Annotated in this window: 24 protein-coding genes and 1 pseudogene; 2 read left to right on the top strand and 23 right to left on the bottom strand. The window is 69.3% G+C overall.

Annotated elements, in window-relative coordinates; translation table 11 throughout:
• Positions 1-73 precede the first annotated feature (73 nt).
• The 5 genes from VNJ48_RS06215 to hisD form a co-directional block, all read right to left on the bottom strand.
• The gene (locus tag VNJ48_RS06215) at positions 74-805 is read right to left on the bottom strand and encodes a septum formation family protein (protein ID WP_325600155.1); all 732 of its coding nucleotides are present in this window, start codon (positions 803-805) and stop codon (positions 74-76) included.
• A gap of 88 nt (positions 806-893) precedes the next feature.
• Positions 894-1,535, bottom strand: a complete 642-nt coding sequence (gene hisH / locus VNJ48_RS06210; protein WP_325600153.1) for an imidazole glycerol phosphate synthase subunit HisH — start codon at positions 1,533-1,535, stop codon at positions 894-896.
• On the bottom strand, positions 1,532-2,155 hold the full coding sequence (hisB, locus tag VNJ48_RS06205; RefSeq protein ID WP_325600151.1) for an imidazoleglycerol-phosphate dehydratase HisB: 624 nt from the start codon (positions 2,153-2,155) through the stop codon (positions 1,532-1,534). Before hisB ends, hisH begins: the two co-directional genes overlap by 4 nt.
• Positions 2,152-3,249: a histidinol-phosphate transaminase gene (locus tag VNJ48_RS06200; protein ID WP_325600149.1), complete on the bottom strand. Its 1,098-nt coding sequence runs from the start codon at positions 3,247-3,249 to the stop codon at positions 2,152-2,154. Before VNJ48_RS06200 ends, hisB begins: the two co-directional genes overlap by 4 nt.
• The gene (gene hisD, locus VNJ48_RS06195; protein WP_414689917.1) at positions 3,246-4,595 is read right to left on the bottom strand and encodes a histidinol dehydrogenase; all 1,350 of its coding nucleotides are present in this window, start codon (positions 4,593-4,595) and stop codon (positions 3,246-3,248) included. Before hisD ends, VNJ48_RS06200 begins: the two co-directional genes overlap by 4 nt.
• A gap of 84 nt (positions 4,596-4,679) precedes the next feature.
• Here hisD and VNJ48_RS06190 point away from each other — a divergent pair, with 84 nt between their 5' ends.
• Both VNJ48_RS06190 and ybaK read left to right on the top strand, forming a co-directional pair.
• On the top strand, positions 4,680-5,345 hold the full coding sequence (locus VNJ48_RS06190) for an LON peptidase substrate-binding domain-containing protein (RefSeq protein ID WP_325600147.1): 666 nt from the start codon (positions 4,680-4,682) through the stop codon (positions 5,343-5,345).
• Positions 5,346-5,353: 8 nt separating this feature from the next.
• Positions 5,354-5,839: a Cys-tRNA(Pro) deacylase gene (ybaK, locus tag VNJ48_RS06185; protein ID WP_325600145.1), complete on the top strand. Its 486-nt coding sequence runs from the start codon at positions 5,354-5,356 to the stop codon at positions 5,837-5,839.
• 12 nt (positions 5,840-5,851) lie between these two features.
• On the opposite strand, the gene VNJ48_RS06180 is transcribed toward ybaK, so the two are convergent.
• The 18 genes and pseudogenes from VNJ48_RS06180 to murG form a co-directional block, all read right to left on the bottom strand.
• Complete coding sequence (locus VNJ48_RS06180) at positions 5,852-7,543, bottom strand: DUF3352 domain-containing protein (protein WP_325600143.1); 1,692 nt, start codon at positions 7,541-7,543, stop codon at positions 5,852-5,854.
• A gap of 43 nt (positions 7,544-7,586) precedes the next feature.
• Positions 7,587-8,162 (bottom strand): hypothetical protein, encoded by a 576-nt coding sequence (locus VNJ48_RS06175; protein WP_325600141.1) that lies wholly within the window; start codon positions 8,160-8,162, stop codon positions 7,587-7,589.
• An 8-nt stretch (positions 8,163-8,170) separates the two neighbouring features.
• Entirely contained in the window at positions 8,171-11,737 is a 3,567-nt protein-coding gene (dnaE, locus tag VNJ48_RS06170; RefSeq protein WP_325600139.1) for a DNA polymerase III subunit alpha, read from the bottom strand.
• Between the two features lie 130 nt (positions 11,738-11,867).
• A complete protein-coding gene (locus VNJ48_RS06165) occupies positions 11,868-12,839 on the bottom strand; it encodes a DUF2332 domain-containing protein (RefSeq protein WP_325600137.1) in 972 nt (323 codons plus the stop codon).
• Positions 12,840-12,848: 9 nt separating this feature from the next.
• On the bottom strand, positions 12,849-13,385 hold the full coding sequence (locus VNJ48_RS06160) for an AAA family ATPase (RefSeq protein ID WP_325600135.1): 537 nt from the start codon (positions 13,383-13,385) through the stop codon (positions 12,849-12,851).
• Positions 13,382-14,092, bottom strand: coding sequence for a GNAT family N-acetyltransferase (locus VNJ48_RS06155; protein ID WP_325600133.1), 711 nt, complete (start codon positions 14,090-14,092; stop codon positions 13,382-13,384). Before VNJ48_RS06155 ends, VNJ48_RS06160 begins: the two co-directional genes overlap by 4 nt.
• Positions 14,082-15,020, bottom strand: coding sequence for an RluA family pseudouridine synthase (locus VNJ48_RS06150; RefSeq protein ID WP_325600131.1), 939 nt, complete (start codon positions 15,018-15,020; stop codon positions 14,082-14,084). Before VNJ48_RS06150 ends, VNJ48_RS06155 begins: the two co-directional genes overlap by 11 nt.
• Positions 15,017-15,595 carry a signal peptidase II gene (locus VNJ48_RS06145; protein WP_325600129.1) on the bottom strand — a complete coding sequence of 193 codons (579 nt, stop codon included), beginning with the start codon at positions 15,593-15,595 and terminating at the stop codon, positions 15,017-15,019. The genes VNJ48_RS06150 and VNJ48_RS06145 overlap by 4 nt, the downstream gene beginning before the upstream one ends.
• A complete protein-coding gene (locus VNJ48_RS06140) occupies positions 15,568-16,458 on the bottom strand; it encodes a TraR/DksA family transcriptional regulator (protein ID WP_325600127.1) in 891 nt (296 codons plus the stop codon). The genes VNJ48_RS06145 and VNJ48_RS06140 overlap by 28 nt, the downstream gene beginning before the upstream one ends.
• A 177-nt stretch (positions 16,459-16,635) precedes the next feature.
• The gene (locus VNJ48_RS06135; RefSeq protein ID WP_325600125.1) at positions 16,636-17,382 is read right to left on the bottom strand and encodes a DivIVA domain-containing protein; all 747 of its coding nucleotides are present in this window, start codon (positions 17,380-17,382) and stop codon (positions 16,636-16,638) included.
• A gap of 141 nt (positions 17,383-17,523) precedes the next feature.
• Positions 17,524-17,814 (bottom strand): YggT family protein, encoded by a 291-nt coding sequence (locus tag VNJ48_RS06130; RefSeq protein WP_325600123.1) that lies wholly within the window; start codon positions 17,812-17,814, stop codon positions 17,524-17,526.
• 6 nt (positions 17,815-17,820) lie between these two features.
• Positions 17,821-18,309 (bottom strand): cell division protein SepF, encoded by a 489-nt coding sequence (locus tag VNJ48_RS06125; RefSeq protein ID WP_325600121.1) that lies wholly within the window; start codon positions 18,307-18,309, stop codon positions 17,821-17,823.
• Positions 18,310-18,375: 66 nt separating this feature from the next.
• Positions 18,376-19,074: a YggS family pyridoxal phosphate-dependent enzyme gene (locus VNJ48_RS06120; RefSeq protein WP_325600120.1), complete on the bottom strand. Its 699-nt coding sequence runs from the start codon at positions 19,072-19,074 to the stop codon at positions 18,376-18,378.
• Positions 19,071-19,726 (bottom strand): annotated as a pseudogene (gene pgeF / locus VNJ48_RS06115) (peptidoglycan editing factor PgeF). The gene VNJ48_RS06120 and the pseudogene pgeF overlap by 4 nt, the downstream one beginning before the upstream one ends.
• Before the next feature lie 63 nt (positions 19,727-19,789).
• Positions 19,790-21,013 carry a cell division protein FtsZ gene (ftsZ, locus tag VNJ48_RS06110; protein ID WP_325600118.1) on the bottom strand — a complete coding sequence of 408 codons (1,224 nt, stop codon included), beginning with the start codon at positions 21,011-21,013 and terminating at the stop codon, positions 19,790-19,792.
• A 230-nt stretch (positions 21,014-21,243) separates the two neighbouring features.
• Entirely contained in the window at positions 21,244-22,005 is a 762-nt protein-coding gene (locus tag VNJ48_RS06105) for a cell division protein FtsQ/DivIB (RefSeq protein ID WP_325600116.1), read from the bottom strand.
• Positions 21,998-23,425, bottom strand: coding sequence for a UDP-N-acetylmuramate--L-alanine ligase (gene murC / locus VNJ48_RS06100; RefSeq protein ID WP_325600114.1), 1,428 nt, complete (start codon positions 23,423-23,425; stop codon positions 21,998-22,000). The genes VNJ48_RS06105 and murC overlap by 8 nt, the downstream gene beginning before the upstream one ends.
• Positions 23,422-24,492 carry an undecaprenyldiphospho-muramoylpentapeptide beta-N-acetylglucosaminyltransferase gene (gene murG, locus VNJ48_RS06095; protein ID WP_325600112.1) on the bottom strand — a complete coding sequence of 357 codons (1,071 nt, stop codon included), beginning with the start codon at positions 24,490-24,492 and terminating at the stop codon, positions 23,422-23,424. The genes murC and murG overlap by 4 nt, the downstream gene beginning before the upstream one ends.

Here is a 24,492-nt window from a genome sequence, read left to right as displayed (position 1 = left end):
ATTCCGTTCTGGTCGTTCGGGGCGCGAGTCCTGCTCGATCACGAGCATAGGGGCGCCCTGGCAGACGAGCGCCTCAGGTGCTCTGCCAGCACACGATGTGCCGCTCGCCGTGCTTCCAGGAGGCCCGGGAGATGTCCCAGAAGATGTAGGTGCTTCGTCGCCTGGTCGCGGCATCGCACTGCCGCCGGCCGATGCGGATCTGCTTTGCCTCCGCCGGGAACGACGATCCCCTCAGCGTGATGATCTTGGTGGGCTCCCAGGCATGCGCGCGCGAGCAGGGCGTGGAGAGCTTCTTCTTGTTGAGACAGCGCAACGTGTCGCCCTGCAGCGTGGACGTCACGAGCGGGGTCGCAGCACCGATCGGGACGAGCTTCGTGCCGGCCATCGACACGACATCGCATCGTCCCCAGCGCGCGCCCTGCTCGACCAGCGCCTTCGACGGGAGGTAGAGGGTGCGGATGAAGGCCGCAATGTGTTGCTTCTTGTGGCTCACGCCGATTGCAGCGGTGAAGGCCGGCCTGCACTGCTTGATCAGATAGGCGAAAGTCTTGCCCGTGTCGCCGGTGAGAGGCAGGCGATCGGGCAACGGCACCACGGCCACGGTGATGGCTGTGTGAACGCTCGCGCAGTCCACCGGGCCCCCGCTGGGGGCCGTCTCCTTCACCATGGCCTTGTAGTCGTAGTTAGAGCACTGGCCCACCACGGGCGCACCGACCAGCGGGTCGGCCGCTCCAGCCGACACCGCACCGAGGGGCGTCAGGACAGCAGCAAGGGCGACGGCCAGGACAGTGACACACAAGCGCATGCTTCGACGCACGATGGATCCCCCGTTGTCCGAGAAGGTGGGGCCCAGTCAAGCGTGCTGGGAAGGATGTGGGAAGAGCCGAACGAAACTAGGTCGTGGACGGCAAGGAAGCGACCCAGTTGGCGAGCAGCGCCGCCCCGGCATCGCCGGACTTCTCCGGGTGGAACTGGGTGGCGCTCAGCGGGCCATTCTCGACCGCCGCGACGAAGCGGTCCCCGCCGTGCTCGGCCCAGGTGACGAGGGGCGCCTGGGTGCGATCGTTGGTGACGAGGTCCCACGTGCGGGCGGCATACGAGTGGACGAAGTAGAAGCGCTCGCCCTCGATGCCGGCGAACAAGGAAGTCCCCGTGGGCGCGTCGACGGTGTTCCAGCCCATGTGTGGCACCACCGGCGCCTCCAGTCGCGACACCGTCCCGGGCCACTCGTCGCAGCCGTCGGTCTCGACCCCGTGCTCCACACCCTTGCCGAACAGGATCTGCATGCCGACACAGATCCCCAGCACCGGTCGTCCGCCGGCGAGGCGGCGGCCGATGATGCGATCCCCCTTCACCGCACGGAGTCCAGCCATACAGGCGGCGAAGGCCCCGACCCCAGGCACGATCAGCCCGTCCGCGTCGAGAGCGGCCTGGAAGTCGCTGGTCAGGCTGACGTCGGCCCCCGCCCGCTCGGCCGCCCGCACGACCGAGCGGAGGTTGCCGGACCCGTGGTCCAGGACGACGACGCTGCTCACAGCGTCCCCTTGGTCGACGGCACTCCCTGCTCCCTCGGGTCGAGGGCGATGGCGGCGCGGAAGGCCCGCGCGAACGCCTTGAACTGTGCCTCCACCAAGTGGTGGGGGTCGCGGCCGGCGAGCACGCGGACGTGCAGAGCCAGGTGCGCGTGGAAGGAGATCGTCTCGAACACGTGACGGGTCAGCGAGCCCTGGTAGGCCGCGCCGTGGAGGCCGCCGATCGCGACGTAGACCTGACCCTCCGGCTCGCCGGTGTGGACGCAGTAGGGACGGCCGGACACGTCGACCACGGCCTGGACCAGCGCTTCGTCCAGCGGCACGGTGGCGTCGCCGAAGCGCCGGATGCCGGCCTTGTCCCCCAGCGCCTGGCGCAGTGCCTGCCCGAGCACGATGGCGGTGTCCTCGACCGTGTGGTGCGCATCGATGTGGGTGTCGCCGTCCGCGCGCACCGTGAGGTCGACCAGGGAGTGCCGCGCGAACGCGGTGAGCATGTGGTCGTAGAAGCCGACGCCGGTGGTGATGTCGGAGCGTCCGGTGCCGTCGAGGTCGACCTCGAGCTTGATCTTCGACTCACTGGTCGTGCGCTCGATGCTGGCTGTGCGGCTCGGCTTGCGACTCATGTCTTGTCCCTCACGTCGGTCAGTGCGTTCTTGAATGCGGTCATCTCATCGGCCGTGCCGACGGACACCCGCAGCCAGCCGTCGGGCCCGGTCTCCCGGATCAGCACGCCGTGCCCCAGCAGACCCTGCCAGACCGCGTGCCGGTCGGCGAACCTGCCGAAGAGCACGAAGTTGGCGTCGCTGTCTGCCACCTCGAGTCCCTCCTCGCGGAGCCACGCGACGGTCTGGTCCCGCTCGGCCCGGAGATCGTCGACCCGGCCCAGCAGCTCGGGGGCGTGGCGCAGGGCTGCCAGCGCGGTCGCCTGGGTGACGGCGGAGAGGTGGTAGGGCAGCCGTACCACCCGGATCGCGTCGCAGATCGCCGGGTCGGCGGCGAGGTAGCCGAGACGGGCGCCGGCCAAGGCGAAGGCCTTGCTCATCGTCCGGCTCACCACGAGGTTGCGGTGTCGCGGCAGCAGCTCGAGCGCACTCGGCGTGCCTGACCGGCGGAACTCGCCGTACGCCTCGTCCACGACCAGGATGCCGTCGCCGGCCGCCTCGCAGAGCATCGAGACCGCCTCGGGCGGCAACGCCGTGCCGGTGGGATTGTTGGGTGACGGCAGGAGCACCACGCTGGGGCGCGTCTGGTGGATCAGGTCGCGCGCTGCGTCGAGGTCCAGCGAGAAGTCCTCGGCACGGTGCCCGACCACCCAGTCGGTCATGGCGTCCCGCGCATACTCGGGATACATCGAGTACGTCGGGGCGAAGCTCAGCGCCGTCCGCCCCGGCCCGCCGAAGGCCTGCAGGATCTGCAGCATCACCTCGTTGGAACCGTTGGCAGCCCACACCATCTCCGGGGTGATCCCGCTGCCGCCGGAGGTGTTGAGGTAGGCGGCAAGCCCTTCCCGCAGCTGGGTGAACTCACGGTCGGGGTAGCGGTTCAGCGTCATCGCGGCGTGCGCCACGGCTGTCGCGATGTCCGCCACTGCGGCTGCCGAGGGCCCGTAGGGGTTCTCGTTGACGTTGAGCTGGACGGGGGCCTGCTCGAGGGAGAGCTGGGGTGCGCCGTACGGCTCGATCCCACGCAGCTCGTCCCGGATCGGCGGGAAGCTCACGTCGGGTCCCCTGACAATCTGCGGAGGTCGAACCTCACCGCGACCGCCTGGGCGTGACCCGGGAGGTCCTCGGCCTCGGCGAGAGTGACGACGTGCTCGGCGACCTCGGCCAGCGCGTCGCGGCTGTAGTCGATGACGTGCACCGACTTGAGGAACGCACGCACGGACAGGCCGCTGCTGTGACACGCGCAGCCCGCGGTCGGCAGGACGTGGTTGGAGCCGGCGCAGTAGTCGCCGAGGGACACGGGCGCGAACGGGCCGACGAAGATCGCGCCGGCGTTGCGCACGCGAGCCGCCACGTCGCCGGCGTTGCGCGTGTGGATCTCGAGGTGCTCCGCGGCGTAGGCGTTGACCACCTCCAGACCCTGCGCCATGTCGTCGACCATCACGATCGCGGACTGCTGCCCACCCAGCGCGGTCCGGATGCGACTGGTGTGCCGCGTGGCGTACACCTGCTTCTCCAGCTCGAGGTCGACCTCGTCGGCCAGGTCGGACGAGTCGGTGACCAGCACCGAGGCCGCCATCGGGTCGTGCTCGGCCTGGCTGATCAGGTCAGCGGCGACATACGCCGCATCAGCCGAGTCGTCGGCCAGGATCGCGATCTCGGTCGGGCCGGCCTCCGAGTCGATGCCGACGACCCCACGGAGCACCCGCTTCGCTGCTGCGACGTAGATGTTGCCCGGCCCGGTGACGAGGTCGACGCGCCGACAGGGACCCGCCCCGTGGGCGAACATCGCGATCGCCTGGGCCCCGCCCACGGCATAGACCTCGTCGACTCCGAGCAGCGCGCACGCCGCCATGATGGTGGGCTCCGGCAGGCCGTCTGCGTTCTTCTGAGGCGGGCTGCTCAGGGCGATCGACCCGACACCAGCGACCTGCGCCGGGACGACGTTCATCACGACGCTGGAGACCAGCGGCGCGAGTCCCCCCGGCACGTAGAGCCCGACCCTGTCGACCGGGACCTTGCGGTGGGTGACGATCGCGCCGTCCCCCAGCTGCGTGGTGACGTCGCCCTCCAGCTCCGCCGCGCAGGTGGTCCGCAGACGGCGGATGGCCTCCTCGAGGCCGGCGCGGATCTTCGGGTCCAGCTCGTCGAGCGCCCGGGTCAGCGCTTCCTGGGGTACGGCGATGTCCTCGCGGTCGACGCCGTCGAACTGCTGGGAGTACTCCCGGATCGCGTCCACTCCGCGGGTGCGAACCGCCTCGATGATCGGGATGACGGCATGGGTGGCGGCCTCGACGTCGAACTCGGCGCGCGGGACGACCGCGCGGTAGTCGAAGGTGCCGGCATCGGCAGCCCTCAGGTCGATCCGGCGCATGCGCGTCGGCGTACCGCTCTCATCCATGGTCCGATCCTAGGGAGTCACCGCTCACGACCCAGCAACGCCGACCACCGGTGGACATGGACAGGCGCGCGTTAGGTTGGCACCGTGACCGACACGCTGCCGATGTTTCCGCTCAACACCGTGCTATTTCCCGGCGTCACGCTGCCGCTCCACGTGTTCGAGGACCGCTATCGCGCCCTGGTGCAGCACCTGCTGAGCATCCCGAACCCGGCCGACCGGGTCTTCGGGTCGGTGGCCATCCGGGAGGGCTACGAGGTCGGCGACCACGGTGCCCAGTCGCTCTACCGCGTCGGCGTACGCATGCAGCTGAACGAGGTGGAGAGCAACGAGGACGGCACGTTCGAGATCGTGGCGACCGCCCGCGACCGCATCGTCCTCGGCGGCCTCGAGACGACCGGCGGGTTCGCGAACGGTGCCGTCACCGACTCCCCCGACGAGCCCGACGAGGGGACCGCGGCCCTGCACGACCGCGCCCGGGCGACGTTCACCGCCTACCGGGCGGCCTTGAGCGAGATGCAGGGCACGACCTTCGATGGCCACCTCCCCCGCGACCCGGGCAACCTGTCCTGGACGCTCGCCGCCCTGGCACCGTTGCCGATGGCCGAGCGCCAGGCACTCCTTGAGGCCGAGAGCCCCCACGCCCGGCTCGAGCTCGTCACCCGCTTCCTGCGCGAGGAACTGCGGGCGATCAACGTCATCCCCTCGCTGCCGGCCACGGACGTGGCCCGCACCGCCTGGTCGCCCAACTAGTCCTCCCGGTGGCCAGGAAGCGGACCTCCGGCACCCCAGCGACTCTCGTGCTGACGGCGGCCGGGGTTGCCTTCGAGCTGCACCGCTACGCGCACGACCCGCGCGCCACGTCCTACGGGTTGGAGGCTGCGGAGGCGCTGGCCGTCGAGCCGTCGCGCGTCTTCAAGACACTGCTCGCCGACCTGGACGGCACGCTCGTGGTCGCCATCGTGCCGGTGGCACGCTCGCTGGACCTGAAGGCACTGGCACGGGTGCTCGGCGGGCGGAAAGCAGTGATGGCCGACGTGGCCGCCGCCGAGCGCGCCACGGGGTACGTCGCAGGCGGCATCTCTCCCTTGGGGCAGAAGAAGCCCCACCGGACCGTCCTGGACGAGTCGTCCCTCGACCACACCACGGTCTTCGTGTCCGCCGGTCGTCGCGGGCTGGACGTGGAGCTGGCACCGGCCGACCTGGTCGTGACCACCGAAGCGATCACGGCCCCGATCGGCCGGTGAACCTGCGGAGCCTCAGTCCGTGGTCAGCTTGAACAGGCCGTGCATCGTGTCGCCGTCGATCCATTGGCTGACGCCGAAGGCCGCCAACGGGTCGAGGTTCTCGCTGGTCTCGGGGTCGTCCTCGACGACCCTGGTGAGCCAGTCGTCGTCGGCGTTGAAGTTGACGAACATCACGCTCTGGGCCTCGTCGCCCTCGACGACGTCGGCGTAGACGTCCGTGTCGCCGAGCGAGCCACCTGAGTCGAGCTTGCCGCGGTAGTCGTCGTTGAGCGCGATGACGGCGTGTCCATCAACCTCGGTGGCCTCGAGGTAGGGGGCGACCTCCGGTCCGGCTGCGTCCTTCATCTTGTCGAGCACCGCCTGGATGTCGTCGGCGTCGCCGTCGATCGTCACCCCCAGCGGAAGCTCGCCCGGGCCGCCGTTGGTGAAGGCGTCCACGTCGATGCCACCGCCGAGCGACACCGCAATGCCCTCGCCCATGAGCGTCTCGGCGTCCTCGGGCAACTCCAGGCCGGTGGCCGTCTCGGCCTCGGCGATCAGCTCGTCCACGCTCATGCCGTCGGACTCAGGCATCACGGACGCGAAGTAGTCGATCATGCCGTCGACCCAGCCGGGCTCGAAGCCGAGCGCGAACGCCGCGACAGTGTCGTCCGGCAGCCCGCCGATCAGCTCGACGCCGGCCTCGTTGGTGAAGTGCTTGCTGAGCTCGGGCTGGTAGTTGGACGCAGCGTATTCGACCTCCAGAGCACCGTCCTCGAAGCGCACCGTGGCGGCGGCACCGTCGAAGTTGTCGAGCATCTCTTGGAGCTCCTCCGGCACTTCGGTCGGCATCGGCTCGGTGACTTCCCCATTCTCGTCCATACCCTCGGCGCCCGGGGGGAGCGCGGTGAGGGGGGCCGCCCCCATTCCCGCAAGCATGCCCATTCCGGGACTGGCGAGGACCTGCCCAAGATAGTCAGCAGCCTCCGCAGCGACGTAGAACGACATGATGCCGTCGGCGCCTGCCTCGCCCGTCCACTTGGCGAAGGCGTCGTCGTCGGCCAAGGCACCCTTCTCGGTCGCGTCCACGACCTTCTGGGCGATGGCCTCGGTCTCTGCGATCACGACCCAGTCCCCCGCGACGACCCAGCCGCCGGTGCTGGTCTCGTCGGAACCGCCGCACGTCTCGACGAGTTTGGCCAGACCGTCCTCGGCCCCGCCCGCGTCGGTGACCTGGACGACCCCGACCGGGGACGGTGCGTCGTCGCCGGTGTCGACCGCAGCCAACGCGGCGCGCGATCCCAGCCAGGGCTCGACGTCGGCCTTGTAGTCGAGGCCCTCGCACTCTCCGGAGTCGGTGATCTCCTCGAAGAGGCGCTCGCGCAGGTCGTCGTCGGTGTCGAGGTTGATCTCGTCCTTGAAGGCCGGGAACTTGCGCAGGGTCTGGATGGCCTCGACCTTCTGGTCGCCGCTGGGGTCCAGGTCAACGCTGACATAGCCGAGAGTGCCGGCGGGCAGTGCCTCGGCCGGTTGTGCGCCGGTGCCGAGGAAGGAGGTCGCCGCCCACACTGCACCACCGCCCAGGGCCAGCACACCGGCGAGGCCGCCGAGCGCGATGATCCGCTTGCGTCGATCGGCCGAGGTTCCTTCTCGTTCGACGGGAGACCCCGCGGACGACTCGAGATATTCGGGTCCGCCGGAGCTGGGCGGTGTGGTGTTGGACATGGGAACCCCCGTGTAGTGAAGCTGGATGCGAGACGGCTGCAGCCTACCCAGCGTAGGGGTTCTCGTACGTGCTCGGGCGATCATCCGGCGACTGGGCCGACCGGCGGCCCGACACCGCCAGGAAGAGGAAGATCGCCGCGGTCATGGCGCCCAGCGGGAAGGCGGCGAGCGCGCTCGAGTCGAAGAGCAGCAACCGCGGTTCGTCGCCCGCCCCCACGAGAGAGAGGTCACTGGGAAGGGTGCTCAGATCTTCCTTGCCCGCAGCAAGGAGCTGTGGATCCTGCGGACCCAGCGCATGCCCCACCTTGAACATCACCCAGCCGGCCAGCAGCGAGCCCACCACCATCGCGGCCAGGCTGGTCAGCTCGTGTCGCGGCCACAGCCACCCAAGGGCCAGGGCCGTGAGGGCGCCGGCGACGAGGGCCACGACGACGTACCATCCCGTCCCCGAGAAGGCGTAGTCCGGTCCGGCGGGCTCGAGGTACCACTTGCCCTCGAAGACGAGGCCGTCCGGGGCGTCCCACAGGAGCTCCCACACCACGCCAGCGACTGCGCCGGACGCGGCGAAGGCCAGGACGAAGCCAGAAGCCTGGACGACGGCGCGCAGCCGGTCACTCATCCGGTCGCTCACCCGGCCAGGCACCCGGGTCCCAACAACTGCTTCAGGTCGGCGAACAGCGCCGGCGAGGGGGTCACCCGGTGATGGTCTCCCACCTTCAGCACGATCGTCTTGTCGCGCATCCGGACGTTGAGCAGCACCTCGGTGACGCCCGGGTGGGTCGCCAGCACGTCCTTGAGGCTGTCCACGACCGCCGGATTGATGCGCGTCTGGGGCAGGTTGACCGAGACGGGGCCCGACGGGCCGTCGGAGAGGTCGGGGACGGTGATCTCCTGGGCTCGGAGCTCCGGCTGGTCCTTGTCCCGCGAGAGCTGCCCCTTGACCCGGATGATGGCGTCCTCGACCAGATAGGACGAGGCGAGCTGGTAGGCGCTGGGGAACAGCAGCACCTGGATGGCGCCGTCGAGATCCTCCAGGGTCACCGTCGCCCAGGAGTCGCCCTTCTTGGTCATCTTGCGCTGCACGCTGGTCACCAGGCCGCTGATCGTCAGGGTCGTCCCGTGCGGACGCTCCTCGTCCAGCATCAGCTGACCGATGGAGCAGTCCGTGCCCACCTGGAGCACGTGCTCGAGACCGAGCAGCGGGTGGTCGGAGACATAGAGCCCGAGCATCTCGCGCTCGTGGCCGAGCAGGGTCGTCTTGTCCCAGTCGTCGATGTCGGGGACCACGACGTTGACACCCCAACCAGTTGACTCGTCGCCGTCTCCATCAACTGCGCCGAAGAGCGAGTCCTGGCCGATCGCCTCGTTCTTCTTGATGTCCATGTATTGGTCGACGGCCGTCTCGTGGATCGTGACCAGTGCCCGCCGCTTGTGCTTCATCTCGTCGAAGGCGCCGGCCTTGATCAGCGACTCGATGACCCGCTTGTTGCACACGTGCACGGGGACCTTGTCCATGAAGTCGTTGAAGTCGGCGTAGCGACCGTGCTCGCGGCGGCCGGAGACCACCCCGTCGACGACGTTGGCGCCCACGTTGCGAATGGCCGTCAGGCCGAAGCGGATGTCGTGCCCGACCGGGGTGAAGTCGGCCTGCGACTCGTTGACATCGGGCGGGAGGACCTGGATCTTCATCCGGCGGCACTCGTTGAGGTAGATGGCCATCTTGTCCTTGTCGTCCTTGACGGACGTGAGGAGCGCGGCCATGAATTCAGGTGCGTAGTGCTGCTTGAGATAGGCGGTCCAGTAGGAGATCAGGCCGTACGCCGCCGTGTGGGCCTTGTTGAAGGCGTAGTCGGAGAAGGGGACCAGAACGTCCCAGAGCGCCTTGACGGCCGACTCGGAGTAGCCGTTGGCCTTCATCCCGTCGGAGAACGGGACGTATTCCGCGTCGAGGATCTCCTTCTTCTTCTTGCCCATGGCCTTGCGGAGCAGGTCGGCCTGTCCGAGCGAGTAGCCGGCGAGCTTCTGGGCCACGGCCAGGATCTGCTCCTGGTAGACGATCAGGCCGTAGGTCGGCTCGAGGATCTCTGCCAGGGGCTCGGCGAGCTCCGGGTGGATCGGCGTGATGTCCTGCTTCGCGTTCTTGCGCAGGGCGTAGTTGGTGTGGGAATCGACGCCCATCGGGCCGGGCCGGTAGAGCGCCAGGACCGCGGAGATGTCGGCGAAGCTGTCGGGTCGCATCAGACGAAGCAGGCTGCGCATCGGCCCGCCGTCGAGCTGGAAGATCCCGAGGGTGTTGCCGGTGCCCAAGAGCTCGTAGGACGCCTCGTCGTCGAGCAGGAGGTCCTCGAGAACCAGTTCCTCGCCGCGGTTGGCCTTGATGTTCTTCACTGCGTCGTCGAGGACGGTCAGGTTGCGCAGCCCGAGGAAGTCCATCTTGATCAGGCCGAGTGCTTCACAGGTCGGGTAGTCGAACTGCGTGATCATGGCCCCGTCGGCAGGGCGCTTGAGCATCGGGATGATGTCGAGCAGAGGCTCGCTGGACATGATCACGCCAGCCGCGTGCACGCCCCACTGCCGCTTGAGGCCCTCGATCCCGATCGCCGTGTCGACGACCCGCTTGACGTCACCGTCGTTCTCGTAGAGGGCGCGGAACTCCCCGCCCTCTCCGTATCGCTTGTGCTCCGGGTTGAAGATCTCCTTGAGCGGGACGTCCTTGCCCATCACCGCGGCGGGCATGGCCTTGGTGATGCGGTCGCCCATCGCGAAGGGGTAGGCCAGGATGCGGCTGGAGTCCTTGACGGCCTGCTTGGCCTTGATGGTGCCGTAGGTGACGATGTAGGAGACGCGGTCGTCGCCGTACTTGTCGGTGACGTACTTGATGACCTCACCGCGCCGACGCTCGTCGAAGTCGATGTCGAAGTCGGGCATCGAGATGCGCTCGGGGTTGAGGAAGCGCTCGAAGAGCAGACCGTGGACCAGCGGATCCAGATCGGTGATCCGGAGCGCGTAGGCGACGATCGAGCCGGCGCCGGACCCGCGGCCGGGACCGACCCGAATGCCCTGCTTCTTGGACCAGTTGATGAAGTCGGCGACGACGAGGAAGTAGCCCGGGAACCCCATCTGGAGGATGACGCCGATCTCGAAATCGGCACGGGCGCGAGAGGCCTCAGGGACGCCGCCGGGATAGCGCGCGGCCAGCCCTCGGCCGACCTCCTCGATCAGCCAGGTCTCCTCGGTGTGCCCCTCCGGGCAGGGAAACCGCGGCATGTAGGTGCCGTTGCCCTCGGTGAAGGAGACATCGCAGCGCTCGGCGATCCACAGCGTGTTGTCGCAGGCCTCGCGCAGGTCGTACTTGTCGACCCACAGCGCCCGCATCTCGGCAGGCGACTTGATGTAGTAGCCGTCGCCGGAGAAGGCGAAGCGCTGGCCCGGACCGTCACCGGCCGGGATGTCCATCGTCGAGCCGGAGTTGATGCACAGCAGGTGCTCCTGGCTGGCAGCATCCTCCTTGTTGACGTAGTGCGAGTCGTTGGTGGCCAGGAGAGGGATCCGGAGGTCCTTGGCCAACCGCAGGAGACCGTCGCGGACCCGGCGCTCGATGTCGAGGCCGTGGTCCATCAGCTCGAGGAAGTAGTTGTCGCGGCCCAGCATCTCCTGGTAGTCGGCAGCGGTCTGACGGGCCGCCTCGTAGTTGTCGTGGCGCAGGTGCACCTGCACCTCGCCGCTGGGGCAGCCGGTCGTGCCGATGATCCCCGCGCTGTGCTGCGAGAGCAGCTCCCGGTCGGCGCGGGGGTGCTGGAAGAAGCCGTCACGCCAGGCGCCGGTCGAGAGCCGGAAGAGGTTGCGCATGCCTTCGGTGCTCTCGCTGAGTAACGTCATGTGCGTGTAGGCACCGCGGCTGCTGACGTCGTCGGGACCGCCCTTGTAGAAGTTGACGCGCTTGCGCTCGAACCGGCTGATGTTGGGGGTGAAGTAGGCCTCCATGCCGATGATCGGCTTCACCCCGGCGGCTTTGCACTGCTTGTAGAACTCGTAGGCACCGAAGACGTTGCCGTGGTCGGTCATCGCGATGGCCGGCATGCCCAGCTCAGCGGTGCGCTCGGCGAGGTCCTTCAGCCGGGCTGCACCGTCCAGCATCGAGTATTCGGTGTGGACGTGCAGGTGCGCGAAGTTGTCTCCTGAACCTGCCGACATGAGGGGACTTCCACACCTTCCGAAGGGTTGCAGGAACGCACGCATCTGGGCTCGCAGACGCGTCTGAGGGGGAAGAGCGCCAGCCTACGTCAGTGTGGCAGGGCCCACCGACACGACACACGCGCCGCTTCTAGAGCCACGTGATCGAGTGCCCGTGGCCGTGCGTCAGGGCCACCGGGCGCCCGTCCAGACCGAGCACGAACCGCCCCGCCGGGACGTCCAGGCCCTGGGTCACACCGGGCAGGACCCGCGGTCCCTCGTTGCTGACCCAGCGCACGGTGCCGTCAGCGACCAGCTCGGTCATCGTGTCGTGGAAGGCCCGGCGCGCGTCATCGTCCAGGTAGGCGATGACGGCGCTGTGGAACACCACTGGGCTGCCGTGCTCTGCGGCTCGCCGCACCAGGCCCGGCAGCTCGGCCTGGAGGTCGCCCTGGACGATGCCCGGCGGCTCTCGCCGGGCCACGGCGATGGCCTCCCGCAGCCGGGTCCTTCGGTCGTCCTGCTCGGGCCACACGAGGTTCGTCAACCACGCCATGGCGTCCTCGTCCCGCACATCGAGCGGATTGAGGTCCACTCCCCCGCGCCACGCGATCAGCGGATGTCGCGTCGGCACCGGGAGCTGTCCCGTCGCCGCGGCCGTCAGTGTGGGTCCGCCGCTGCCCTCCAGGGCGCCCGCGGGCGGCCAGGCGTAGTCGTACCGGTCGGGATACAGGCACAGTCCAGCACTTGCCCCCACCTCGATCAGGCTCAGCGGTCCACTCTCGGCCGCGATCCCGGCGAAGACCGGCACCAGCGTGGCGAGCCTGCCCACCTCGTTGGTCTGGGTCGCCCGGTCACGGATCGTCGCCATCACCGCTTCGCTGTGCTCCTGCAGGACCCGCTTCAGCTCGGCGTACGGCGCCGGCGACTCCGCGCCGTGCCATCGCGCTGCCGCGAACACGAGGTTGGGCTGCTGCTTGCCCCGGGGCAGCCCCGACAGCCAGGCGTGGACCTCCGGATCGTCGGCCACCCCGAGGGCCCACTCGACGAAGCAGTCCGAGTCGCCTTCGGCGTACGACGCGAAGTCGCGATAGCGCTCCGAGATGTCTCCGTCCATCTGCATGCTCGAACGCTAGGGCAACAGGTTCGCGACCTGCTCCACGGCTTCGTCGATCCTGTCCTTGCAGGACGTGACGAACACGGCGCGGTCGACCACCGCCAGCTCACGCGCCAGGCCGCCAGCCATCAGCACGGCATCGGTGCCACCCAGCTCGCGCAGGATCCGGCGCGAGACGGCAGCCGACGGTGAGCCTGCGCTCCGCTGCCACCGCATCGCCAGCTCCTGTCGCGGAGCGTCGATGAACACATGCAGGTAGGGCACCCCGCACAGGGTTGCCAGGGACTTGAACTGCGCGAGCTCTCGGTCCTGGATGATCATCTGCGGGAGGACGACGCCTCGCCCCGATGCGAGCTGCACGCCGATCATCTCGCGCGCCACCGGCCGGATCTGCGCCCCGGCCGCGGAGAAGTCGTCCTGCCAGCCACCGATCAGCGTGCGCAGGACGTCCATGTCGCAGTTGAGCCACCCCGGGCGGGACGCGACGAGTCGCTCCGCGATCGTCGACTTCCCCACGCCCGGCGCGCCGTTGAGGTGCAGCAGGACGCTCATCTGGAGGCGTCCAGCGACTCGCTGATGATCGCGTGCACGATGCGGGCGACCCGCTCGGGCCCGAGCTCGGGGACGACGCCAGCGATGCGCGCCACGATCTCGTGCTCCCGGGCGGAGTCCCGGGAGGGATCGGGCACGGTGGAGGTCGCCCGCTTGTGGTCCTGGACGACCCGGGTCAGCGCTGCCCTGCGAGCCAGGACGTCGCCGAGCAGCAGGTCCACCTCGTCGATCAGCGATCGGAAGTAGGTCAGCGGTTCTGCTCCGGGCCAGACCATCTTCACGTCGGGGGCGTGTTCCTCGTTGGCTGCGCCGTCGGTGCGTTCCAGCTCCAGGAAGCCGTGGCGCCGGTAGAGGGCGCGCGCGGGATGGTTGACCTCGAAGACCCACAGCCCGAAGCCGTCGGGTCGCACGGCCATGGCGAGATCGAGGAGCGTCGAGCCGATCCCGGCGCACTGAGCCTCCGGTGCGACATAAAGCCCGTCCAGCCAGGCCGGTGTCAGGTTGGCGAAGCCGACGACGACGCTGCCGGTCTCGGCCACCCATACGTCGCGCGCCGACAGGTCCCACGACCCCACCCACGTACGCACGTCGTCGGCGGAGTGGATGCGAGGCGGCATCGAGGCCGCATCGCGTGCGGTCAGGTAGACCTCAGCGACCGCGGCCAGGTCGGCCTCGGTGGCCAGACGGACGGAGGCGTCAGCGCTCATCTCGGATGACCTCGAGGGCGTGGGCAAGGTCGTCGGGGTATGTCGACTCGTACTCGACGTAGTCACCGGTGCTCGGGTGCTCGAAGCCCAGCTTCGTCGCGTGCAGCCACTGGCGCTCCAGGCCCAGGCGGCGGCTCAGCGACGGATCGGCGCCATAGGTGACGTCGCCGACGCAGGGGTGCTTGAGCGCTGCCATGTGCACGCGGATCTGGTGGGTGCGACCGGTCTCGAGGTGCACCTGCAGCAGCGAGGCGAAGCGGTGTGCCTCGAGCGTCTCGTAGTGGGTGATGCTGTGGCGACCGTCGGCCATCACCGCGAACTTGTAGTCGTGCCTGGGGTGTCGGCCGATCGGGGCGTCCACGGTGCCCACAAGCGGATCGGGATGACCCTGGACGAGCGCGTGGTAGGTCTTGTCGACCGTGCGGTCGCGGAAGGCGTTCTTCAGCACCGAGTAGGAGCGCTCGGACTTGCAGATCACCATCACGCCCGAGGTCCCGACGTCGAGGCGCTGGACGATCCCCTCGCGCTCCTTGGCTCCGGAGGTCGAGATCCGGAAGCCGGCGCCGGCGAGGTGCCCGACCACGGTAGGCCCGGACCAGCCTGGTGAGGGATGCACAGCGACCCCGACGGGCTTGTCGATCACGACGATCGCCTCGTCGTCGTGAATGATCTTGATGCCCTCCACGATCTCCGGGACCACCTCGAGGGGATCGGTCTCAGCGGGGATCGTGACGTCCAGCATCGAGCCCGCGTGCACACGGTCACTCTTGCCGACGGAGGCGGAGTCGACCTGCACGAGTCCTTGGGCGATGAGGTCGGCGGCCTTCGTGCGGGAGAGCCCGAACATCCGTGCCATCGCCGCGTCGACGCGCTCACCCGCCAGGCCCTCGGGGACGAGCACGGTGCGGTGGTCGGAGTAGCTGCTCATGAATCGCTTTCCGCGGTGGCGGTCTTGTCGTCGGTGACTCGTTCACCGCGCAGGGTCACGCCCCGGATGCTCTGGAGGATGATGATGCCGGCCGCGCCCATGATGCACATGTCGGCGATGTTGAAGACGGGCCAGTTGGGCAGCATCAGCCAGTCGATGACGTGGCCGCGCATCACTCCCGGGTCGCGGATGATCCGGTCGGTGAGGTTGCCTCCCACGCCACCGATCAGCAGCCCGAAGGCCACGGACCACAAGGTGCTCGCGAGCCGCAGGCTGAGCACGAGGACGACGCAGACCGCCAGCACGGCAAGGCAGCTCAGCACGAACGTGAACTGGGTGCCCGTGCTGAACGCCGCTCCGGGGTTGAATGTCAGGTGCAGGACGAAGAAGTCGCCGACGACCTTGATGTCGCGGTCCGCCAAGGCGCTCAGCGCCCACTGCTTCGTGCCGACGTCGAGTGCGTACGCCGCAGTGCCGATCAGGGCGAAGAGCCACCACGTGCTGCCGCGTCGAGTCTGCCCGGAGACCGGGTCGACGTGGCTGGAATTCAGCGACGTTCCTCGCGCTGCTTGCATGGCAGGCACAGTGTGGCACGGGGGAAAGCCATCAGCCGCATCTTGCCGATCGGCTCGGCACACGCCTCGCAGATGCCGTAGGTCCCGTCGTCGATGCGTGCGAGCGCCTTGTCGATCTGCGCCACCATGTCGCGCTCGATGTTGACCACGGTCAGCTCGTGGTCGCGCTCGAAGCTGGTCGCACCCATGTCCGCCTGGTCGTGACCGGCGCCGTCTCCAGCGTCCTTCATCAGCCCCGCCAGCTCAGCCTCGGCGTCCTCGATGACGTGAGCGAGCTTGTCGTGCTGGCCATGGAGCTCGGCGATGACCTCGTCCAGCTCCGCCTTGGTCCACGAGTCCTCGCCGACCTTGACGACCAGTGACCCAGCGAGGGCCTTCTTGGTCGACTTCTTCGTAGGAGCGCTCTTCGCCACGGGGACCTTCTTCACTGACGGCGTCTTCGACGGGGTCTTCTTGGCCACGGGAGCCGCCTTCTTCGCGGGAGCCTTCTTGGCTGCGGGAGCCGCCTTCTTCGCGGGAGCCTTCTTGGCTGCGGGAGCCGTCTTCTTCGCGGGAGCCTTCTTGGCTGCGGGAGCCGCCTGGGCCAGAGCCTTCTTCGCCGGGGTCTTCGCAGCGGGAGCCGCCTGGGCCAGAGCCTTCTTCGCCGGGGTCTTAGCAGCGGAAGCCGCCTTCGCAGGAGCCTTCTTCGCTGCAGTGGCCTTGACGGCACTCTTGGCCGGCGTGCCGTTGGCCGACGACCCGTTCTTCGCCTTCGTCGTCGTGGACGAGGCCGTGCCGCTGGACGCCGCGGAGCCGCGGCCGATCACCCTCTTGGCCGCAGCAGCAGCGCTGCCGGCGAGGGACTTGGGAGTGGTGCGGGCCATGGGTGCGGGTCTCCTAGCGGCGGCCGTGGGTGTGGCGTCGGGGCCACACGCGTGGGTGGAGGGTAGTCGCTGGTGACCCCAGCGCTCAAAGCGCCTCGCCCACAGGGGTGAAAAAACGGCCGGCCCCCAGGAGGGACCGGCCGTTTCGTCGGACGTGATCGCGCGGGGTTGAGACTCTCAGGCCTCTTCCTCGCCGAGGATCGAGCGGAGCCGCTTGGGCGCCGGGGTGTCCCCGCTGGGCATGTCAGCAACGGAGTTGTTGCCCTGGAGCGCCTCCAGCTGCTGGCTGAAGTAGGTCTTGAGACGCGAGCGGTATTCGCGCTCGAAGGCGCGCAGCGTCTCGACCTCGCCGTTGAGCTTGTCGCGGTCGCGCTCGAGGTCGCCGAACATCTGCTGGCGGCGCTCCGCGGTCTCGGAGTCGAGCATCTGCGAGCGCTGCCGTGCGTCGGCCTCGAGCCGGTCGGCCTTGGCCTTGGACTCCGCCTCGAGGCGTTCGGCCTTGGTGCGAGCGGCGCCGACGATCTTGTCGGCCTCGTTCTTCGCCTCGTCGACGAGCTCGTCGGCGTTGCGCGTGGCGATCTCGAGCAACCGGGCAGCAGCGTTGGACGCCTGCGCCACGGTCTCGACGCGAAGCGTCTGGGGCTGGGCGGGGGCTGGAGCCGCGACAGGCGCAGGCGCCGGTGCGGGGGCTTGCCTCACGGGCTCGGGCGCGGCAACCGGCGTCGGTGCGGGGGCCGGGGCCGAGGAGGCACCCGACTGAGCAGCCGAGAGCTTCGAACGAAGGTCCTCGTTGTCCTTGGTCAGCCTGGCGAGCTCTGCTTCCACCTCGTCGAGGAACTGGTCGACCTCTCCCATGTCGTACCCCTCACGGAGGCGAACAGGAGTAAAGCGCTTGTTGCTCACGTCCTCAGGCGTCAGCGGCATGACCTCACCCAAACTTTCACGTCGGCGAACTGAATCGAAGAAAACCAGAATCGGAGGAACTCGTGCAGCAGGAGTTCACTGCAGCCAACACACTAGCCCCCGGAGGCCGGCCATGGTCAGTGACCCGTGTGGCTGATGGTTCTAGATCATGTAACTGCGGATCAGGCTCCGCAGCAAGATGGCACTCACCAGCACGATGAGGAAGCTGAGGTCGAGGACGATGCTGCCCAGGCGCAGCGGGGGAATCACCCGGCGCAGCGCCTTGATCGGCGGGTCCGTGACCGAGTAGACAGCCTCCAGCACCACCAGCAGGAACCCACGCGGCGTCCAGTTGCGGGCGAAGACCTGGACCCAGTCGACGATGAAGCGGATCCAGAGGAAGGCGATGAAGATCCCCAAGGCGAAGGAGAGGATCTGCCCGACGATCGACACGTAAACTCAGCTCTGGTTGAAGAAGCCGTTCTCCGCGATCCGCTCCTTGTCCTCGGTGGACACCGAGACGTTGGGCGGGGAGAGCAGGAACACCTTGTTGGTGACGCGCTCGATGGTGCCACGGGTGGCAAAGATCAGCCCGGCGGCGAAGTCGACGAGGCGCTTGGCATCGTTGTCGTCCATCTCGGAGAGGTTCATGATCACCGGGGTGCCGTCACGATAGTTCTCGCCGACGAGGCGTGCCTCGTTGTAGTTGCGGGGATGCAGCGTGGTGATGCGGCTCAACTCGGCAACCACTCCAGGTGAGACCGAGGCCGGACGACGGCGCTCGGAGAGGTCGGACACAGGGGCAGGGCGACGGTCGCGGACAGTCGGCGTCGGACGCTCGTCGACCGCGTCGTGCTGGCTGGTCTCGTATTCGTCGAAGTCGTCGTACTGACCGGAGTCCTCGAGCAGGCCGAGGTACTCGCCGATCTTGCGCATCGCGCCGCTCATGACAGTGATCCTCCGGTCGACGAGGCGCATCTGCGCGCTCGCGGGTCGTGTACGTCTTCTCGGACATTACTGGAGAGCAGGCCTCGGACCGAGGACCGCGGAGCCGACACGCACGCGTGTCGCGCCGTGACGGATGGCGGACTCCAGGTCGCCGCTCATGCCGGCGGAGAGCTCGGTGGCCGAGGGGTGTGCCGAGACGAGCTCGGCGTGGATCTCGGCCAGGCGGGCGAAGGCGCTGTCCGGCTGCTCCCCCAGCGGCGCGACGGCCATCAGCCCTCGGAGTCTCAACGCGCCCGCCTGCTCGACGGCGCTCGCGAGAGCGCTCAGGTCGCCGGGATCCACCCCGGAGCGATGCTCGGCTCCGGGTGGGTCGAGGCTGACCTGCAGGAGTATGTCGACGGGGTGACTGCGCTCGTGGGCACCGCGCTGGAGACCGGCGACCAGCTTGGTCCGGTCGACGGATTCGACGACGTCGGCATAGGTGGCCACTGCGGCCGCCTTGTTGCTCTGCAACCCGCCGATGAAGTGCCAGCGCAGACCCAGGTCGGCGCACTCGGCCGCCTTCGCTGCCGCCTCCTGGTGGCGGTTCTCCCCGACGTCGCTCACGCCGAGCTCGGTCAGGATGCGCACGTCGGAGGCCGGGAAGAACTTGGTGACCACGGTGAGCGACACCTCGTCCGGAGAACGCCCGGCCGTCTCGCACGCGTCGGCGATGCGGCGGCGTACGGCGAGCAGGTTGGCGCCGAGCTCGTCGGCGCGCGTCATACCGACCTCCAGATGACGCCTGCGAATCGGCCCGCCGCGGCGCCGTCGCGGCGGTAGGAGTGCAGCTCAGGGTCTTCGTGGGTGCATCGGTCGACCGCGATGACGGCGACACCCTGGGTCGCCAGCTGGGCCCGGACGCCGGCGCCGATGTCCAGGGACGGTGTGCCCCAGGAGGTCTCGGCATACGACTCGGGGATCACGGCCGCGACCTCGTCTCGCATGGCGGGGGGCACCTCGTAGCACCGACCGCAGATGTGGGGCCCGACCCACGCGGTGAGGTGGGAGGCGCCGAGCTCGCGCATCCTGCCGACGGCTGCGGGACGACGCCTGCCACCAGACCGACCCGGCCGCTGTGCACGGCGCCGACGACCCCCGCTTCCGCGTCGGCGAGCAGCACCGGAACGCAGTCGGCCGCGCGGGCGACCAGGGCGAGGCCCGGCTGCCGGGTCACGAGGGCGTCGACCTCCGCCGGCGGGGAGGCCGGGGAGTCCGGGGACGCCTCGACTGTCTGCACGTCAGCACCGTGCACCTGACGCATCCGCACGGGGCGCACCCCACAGGCCGCTTCGAGCCGGGAGAGCGCGTCGGCCAGGCGCGGTGCGTCGGCGTCCGACCCCTCCCCCAGGTCGAGAGAGGAATCGGTGAAGGCCACGTCGACCCGGGACGTGCGGGAGTCGGTCGACGTGGCCTCCAACGAGCTGCGGAAGACGAACACCTACTTCAGGAAGTCCGGGACGTCGAGGTCGTCGTCGTCGAACTGGACCGACCTGGTCGGCCTGGGTGCCGCCGCCGGCTGGGCGACGGACTGGGCCGTCGACCCGTGGGGTGCCGAGGCCGTCACCAGCGCCGGGTTGGGCGTGGACCGGCCGACGACCGAGTCCGGCGTGGTGGACCTGCTCGCAGCAAGGTCCTGGGCGGCCGCCCGGGTCTCGGCCTGCGTCTGCACGGGCACGCTGGGGCGCAGCACGTTGCCCTCGGACCGGCGCTTCGGCATACCCCCGTCGAAGCCGGCGGCGATCACGGTCACCCGCACCTCGTCACCCAACGCGTCGTCGATGGTCGCACCGAAGATGATGTTGGCCTCGGCGTGGGCCGACTGGGACACCAGCGCGGCCGCCTCGTTGATCTCGAACAGGCCGAGGTCGGAGCCGCCGGCGATCGAGAGCAGGACGCCGTGGGCGCCCTCGATCGACGCCTCGAGCAGCGGGGACGACACCGCCATCTCCGCGGCTTGCACCGCGCGGTCCTCGCCACGTGCCGAACCGATGCCCATGAGGGCAGAGCCGGCGTTGGCCATGACCGACTTGACGTCGGCGAAGTCGAGGTTGATCAGTCCGGGGGTGGTGATCAGGTCGGTGATGCCCGAGACGCCCTGCAACAGGACCTGGTCAGCCTGCTTGAACGCGTCGAGGACCGAGACGTTGCGGTCGCTGATCGAGAGCAGGCGGTCGTTGGGGATGACGATGAGGGTGTCGACCTCTTCGCGGAGCTGGCTGATGCCCTCTTCCGCGGCGTTGGCACGACGGCGTCCCTCGAAGGCGAAGGGTCGCGTCACCACACCGATGGTCAGGGCGCCCAGCGAACGGGCGATGCGCGCCACCACGGGGGCGCCACCGGTCCCGGTGCCACCACCTTCGCCGGCGGTCACGAACACCATGTCGGCGCCCTTCATGACCTCTTCGATCTCATCGGCGTGGTCCTCGGCTGCCCGGGTGCCCACGTCGGGGTTGGCGCCGGCACCGAGCCCGCGGGTGAGCTCGCGGCCGATGTCGAGCTTGACGTCGGCGTCGCTCATGAGCAGCGCCTGGGCGTCGGTGTTGATCGCGATGAACTCGACACCCTTGAGGCCGACGTCGATCATGCGGTTCACGGCGTTGACGCCGCCTCCACCGATACCCACGACCTTGATGATCGCCAGGTAGTTCTGTGCTGCTGCCATGGCTGCAGGCCTCTCGTGACTAGGGGGTCGCTTCGTGTGGGTCTCGTTCGGGGAAGTCGTCCGGTTGTCATGGCCTAGCCCTCAGCACCGCGGAACTCTAACGGTGAGCCTGAGGGTTATAGTTATGTCAACCTCGCGTTGGTCATGACCATAGGCACGGCCGACCGGCAGGTCCGGGCAGACACGCCGAACCGCTGCAACAGATGCTGGAGTCGATGCGGAGATATTCCTCAGCGTGCGCTGAAGGTCGGGCTCCCGGGCACGCTCACGTCGTAGATCGGCGCCTGCTGCGCCTCGAGGAGCCGGACCAGCACCCTGGCCTTGAGCTCGCTCTCCTCCGCACTCCCCCATCGCACCTCGCGACCGTCGCGCAGCACCAGGGTGATCTGGTCGATGGTCTGCACCTCGACGTGGTCGACCCGGGCGCCGAGGTCGCGAGGCAGCGCGGACACGACGCCGGCTGCCTCCTTGAGGGCGTCCGTGCCGGTGGAGGTCTGCGGTTGGACGCGCGGCAACCCTGGCGGCATCGCGGCGTAGTTGCGGAAGAGGATGCCCTCGGCGTCCAGCCCGCGAATCGTGCCGCCGAGCTCGACGACAGCGACGGCCACGCGCTCGGTCAGCGTGATAAGCACCGTGTCGGGCCAGGCCCGCGTGACGTCGGCGTCCACGACCTCGGACAACGTCTCCACCCGCCGGGCGGCTTCCTCCAGGTCGACCGTGGCGAGCTGCTCGCCCTCAGGCACAGCCGCGACCCGGGTGACGCGGTCGTCGGAGAGGAGCTTGTTGCCCACGACGTCCACCTGGGTGACGGACAAGGTCGCGGAGTAGAAGACCAGCCACAGTGCTGCCCCCACGAGGGCGACCAGCGACACGACCGCGACGGCGGACTTCCACCGCATCCAGCGACGGGCCCACTGCCGGCGGGCGAAGCGCTGGCGGGTGATCCGCTCGGCCCGCTGGTGTGGCGACTCGGGAGCTCGGGTGTCAGTCATCGCGTGCCTGCAGGAGGGTGAGGATCCGGGGTCCCAGCTGGGTGATGCTGCCCGCGCCGAGCGTCAGGATGACGTCGCCGCGACGGGCACGCCGCACGAGCTCGCCAGGAACGGCGTCGAAGTCGGCGAGGTAGGCGACCTGCTCGGCCGGAAGGGGGACGGCGTCAGCGACGAGCGCCCCGGTGACCGCCGGGTCGGCCTCCTCGCGGGCGAGGTAGACGTCCAGGACGATGACCTCGTCGGCCGCCCCGAGCGCCTGGCCCATCTGGGCCCCGAGGGTGCGGGTGCGGGAGACGAGGTGTGGCTGGAACGCGACCACCAGTCGGCCCTCGCCGACGATGGACCGCGCAGCCTGGAGGTCCCCGGCGATCTCGACGTGGTGGTGGGCGTAGGAGTCGTAGACGCGGATCCCGCCGACCTCGCCCTTGAGCTCCATCCGGCGACCGGTCCCGGTGAAGGCGGCGAGCCCTGCCGTGAGGTCCGCGAACGAGAAGCCCAGCCGCAGGCCGACTGCCAGTGCGGCAGCCGCGTCCAGGACGTAGTGGTGGCCGGGGATGCGCAGCCGCATCTCCCCCAGCTCGGTGTCGCCCCGGAAGATCCTGGTGCTCGAGGTGGCCCCCTCGAAGACGATGTCGTCCAGTCGGAGGTCGCAGGCATCGGTGACGCCGACCGTGATCACCTCGAGCCCACGGGCCCGGGCCCGCTGTGCCAGCGCGGCGGCACCGGGGTCGTCCAGGCAGCACACGAGGAACCCGTCGGGGTCGATCGTGGTGGTGAACTCGTCGAAGGCCGCGCGGTAGGCCTCCTCGGTGCCCCAGTTGTCCAGGTGGTCGGGCTCGACGTTGGTGACGATCGCGGCGTGCGGCCGATAGACGAGGAAGGCGCCGTCCGACTCGTCGGCCTCCGCGATGAAGAGGTCGTCGGAGCCCGCGTCGGCGTTGCGGCCGGTGGCGGTCAGCACCCCACCGACCGCGTAGGTCGGGTCCGAGCCGGCGGCGAGCAACGCGTTGGTCAGCAGGCCGGTGGTCGTGGTCTTGCCGTGGGTGCCGGCGACGGCGATGACACGGCGGCCGGTCATCGTGGCGGCCAGCCCCGCCGAGCGCGGCAGGAGACGCAGCCCGCGACGACGCGCCTCGACCACTTCGGGGTTGTCCTCGCGAGCAGCGGTCGTCACGACGACGGTGTCAGCCTCGCCGAGGTGCGCCAGGTGTTCAGGGGCGTAGCCGAGGTGACAGGTCACCCCGAGCTCGCGCAACGCCGGCAGGAAGGGGGTGTCCTGGTCGTCGGAGCCCGAGACGGGTATGCCGGTGGCGGCCATGATCCGGGCGATGGCCGAGAGCCCGGCGCCGCCGATGCCGATGAAGTGCACCTGGCCGAGCTGGTCGGCGGGGAGCAGCACGTCGGGGACCGGCAGCTTCATCGCGCCACGTCCACGATCATCGCGGCCAGCTTGTCGTCGGCGTCGCGCGGGACCAGCGCAGCCGCCGCTGCTCCCATGGTCGCCAGCCGGTCTGCGTCGGTGGCGAGGTCCGGGATGGTGGCGGTGACCCATTGGGAGGTCAGTGCCTCGTTGGCGACCAGCAGTGCTCCCCCGGCCTCGACGACAGCACGCGCGTTGAGCGTCTGCTCGCCGTTGCCGATGGGGAGCGGGACGAAGACGGCCGGCAGACCCACGGCTGCGGCCTCGGTGAGGCTGGAAGCGCCCGAGCGACACAGGACCAGGTCGGCTGCGGCGTACGCGAGGTCCATCCGGTCGACGAAGTGCACGACGACGTAGGGCACTCCCCTCACCTCAGGAGCGGCCTCACCCTTGGGTCCGACGACGTGCAGCACCTGCACGCCGGCGGCAGCCAGCGCCGGCGCCGCGGCGGCGACCGACTCGTTGATGCGACGTGCGCCCTGGGAGCCGCCGGTCACCAGCAGCGTGGGGCGGTCCGGATCGAGGCCGAAGAAGGCGCGGGCCTCGGCGCGCATCGCGCCCCGGTCGAGGGTCGAGATCATCCGTCGGATCGGCAGCCCGACGAGCTCTGCCTTCGGCAGCGGGGTGCCGGGGAAGCTCACTGCCACCCGGGTCGCCACGCGGGCACCGACCTTGTTCGCGAGCCCGGGCAGGGCGTTCTGCTCGTGGATGACGAGCGGTAGGCGTCGGCGGCGGGCCGCGAGGTAGGCCGGCATCGAGACGTAGCCGCCGTAGCCGACCACCACGTCGGGCCGGACGCGGTCGACGATCTCGAGCGTGGCGCGTACGGCGCCGCCCAGCCGCCCGGGCACGCGCAGCAGCTCGGCCGAGGGCCTCCGCGGCAGCGGCACGGGAGGGATCAGCTCGAGGGGATAACCGGCCGCCGGGACGACGGTGTTCTCCAGACCGCGAGGCGTGCCGAGGCAGGTGATCTCGACGCTGGGGTCGAGCCGGCGCAGGGCGTCGGCCGTGGCGATCAGGGGCGAGGTGTGACCAGCGGTGCCACCGCCGGCGAGCAGGATGCGCAT

The sequence above is a fragment of the Nocardioides sp. genome, assembly GCF_035576065.1.
In the GTDB taxonomy this organism is placed as follows: domain Bacteria; phylum Actinomycetota; class Actinomycetes; order Propionibacteriales; family Nocardioidaceae; genus Nocardioides.
Note: the sequence above shows the minus strand (reverse complement) of the source record. Positions and strands in the feature narration are given on the sequence as shown.

Coding starts and splice junctions, on each gene's coding strand:
- VNJ48_RS06135 (WP_325600125.1), bottom strand. CDS start 17,382: ATGCCGCTGACGCCTGAGGACGTGAGCAACAAGCGCTTTACTCCTGTT.
- hisD (WP_414689917.1), bottom strand. CDS start 4,595: ATGGATGAGAGCGGTACGCCGACGCGCATGCGCCGGATCGACCTGAGG.
- VNJ48_RS06105 (WP_325600116.1), bottom strand. CDS start 22,005: ATGACTGACACCCGAGCTCCCGAGTCGCCACACCAGCGGGCCGAGCGG.
- murC (WP_325600114.1), bottom strand. CDS start 23,425: ATGAAGCTGCCGGTCCCCGACGTGCTGCTCCCCGCCGACCAGCTCGGC.
- VNJ48_RS06180 (WP_325600143.1), bottom strand. CDS start 7,543: ATGTCCAACACCACACCGCCCAGCTCCGGCGGACCCGAATATCTCGAG.
- VNJ48_RS06140 (WP_325600127.1), bottom strand. CDS start 16,458: ATGGCCCGCACCACTCCCAAGTCCCTCGCCGGCAGCGCTGCTGCTGCG.
- VNJ48_RS06175 (WP_325600141.1), bottom strand. CDS start 8,162: ATGAGTGACCGGCTGCGCGCCGTCGTCCAGGCTTCTGGCTTCGTCCTG.
- VNJ48_RS06160 (WP_325600135.1), bottom strand. CDS start 13,385: ATGAGCGTCCTGCTGCACCTCAACGGCGCGCCGGGCGTGGGGAAGTCG.
- VNJ48_RS06125 (WP_325600121.1), bottom strand. CDS start 18,309: ATGAGCGGCGCGATGCGCAAGATCGGCGAGTACCTCGGCCTGCTCGAG.
- murG (WP_325600112.1), bottom strand. CDS start 24,492: ATGCGCATCCTGCTCGCCGGCGGTGGCACCGCTGGTCACACCTCGCCC.
- VNJ48_RS06215 (WP_325600155.1), bottom strand. CDS start 805: ATGCGCTTGTGTGTCACTGTCCTGGCCGTCGCCCTTGCTGCTGTCCTG.
- VNJ48_RS06120 (WP_325600120.1), bottom strand. CDS start 19,074: ATGACGCGCGCCGACGAGCTCGGCGCCAACCTGCTCGCCGTACGCCGC.
- VNJ48_RS06165 (WP_325600137.1), bottom strand. CDS start 12,839: ATGCAGATGGACGGAGACATCTCGGAGCGCTATCGCGACTTCGCGTCG.
- hisB (WP_325600151.1), bottom strand. CDS start 2,155: ATGAGTCGCAAGCCGAGCCGCACAGCCAGCATCGAGCGCACGACCAGT.
- dnaE (WP_325600139.1), bottom strand. CDS start 11,737: ATGTCGGCAGGTTCAGGAGACAACTTCGCGCACCTGCACGTCCACACC.
- ftsZ (WP_325600118.1), bottom strand. CDS start 21,013: ATGGCAGCAGCACAGAACTACCTGGCGATCATCAAGGTCGTGGGTATC.
- VNJ48_RS06145 (WP_325600129.1), bottom strand. CDS start 15,595: ATGCAAGCAGCGCGAGGAACGTCGCTGAATTCCAGCCACGTCGACCCG.
- VNJ48_RS06150 (WP_325600131.1), bottom strand. CDS start 15,020: ATGAGCAGCTACTCCGACCACCGCACCGTGCTCGTCCCCGAGGGCCTG.
- VNJ48_RS06155 (WP_325600133.1), bottom strand. CDS start 14,092: ATGAGCGCTGACGCCTCCGTCCGTCTGGCCACCGAGGCCGACCTGGCC.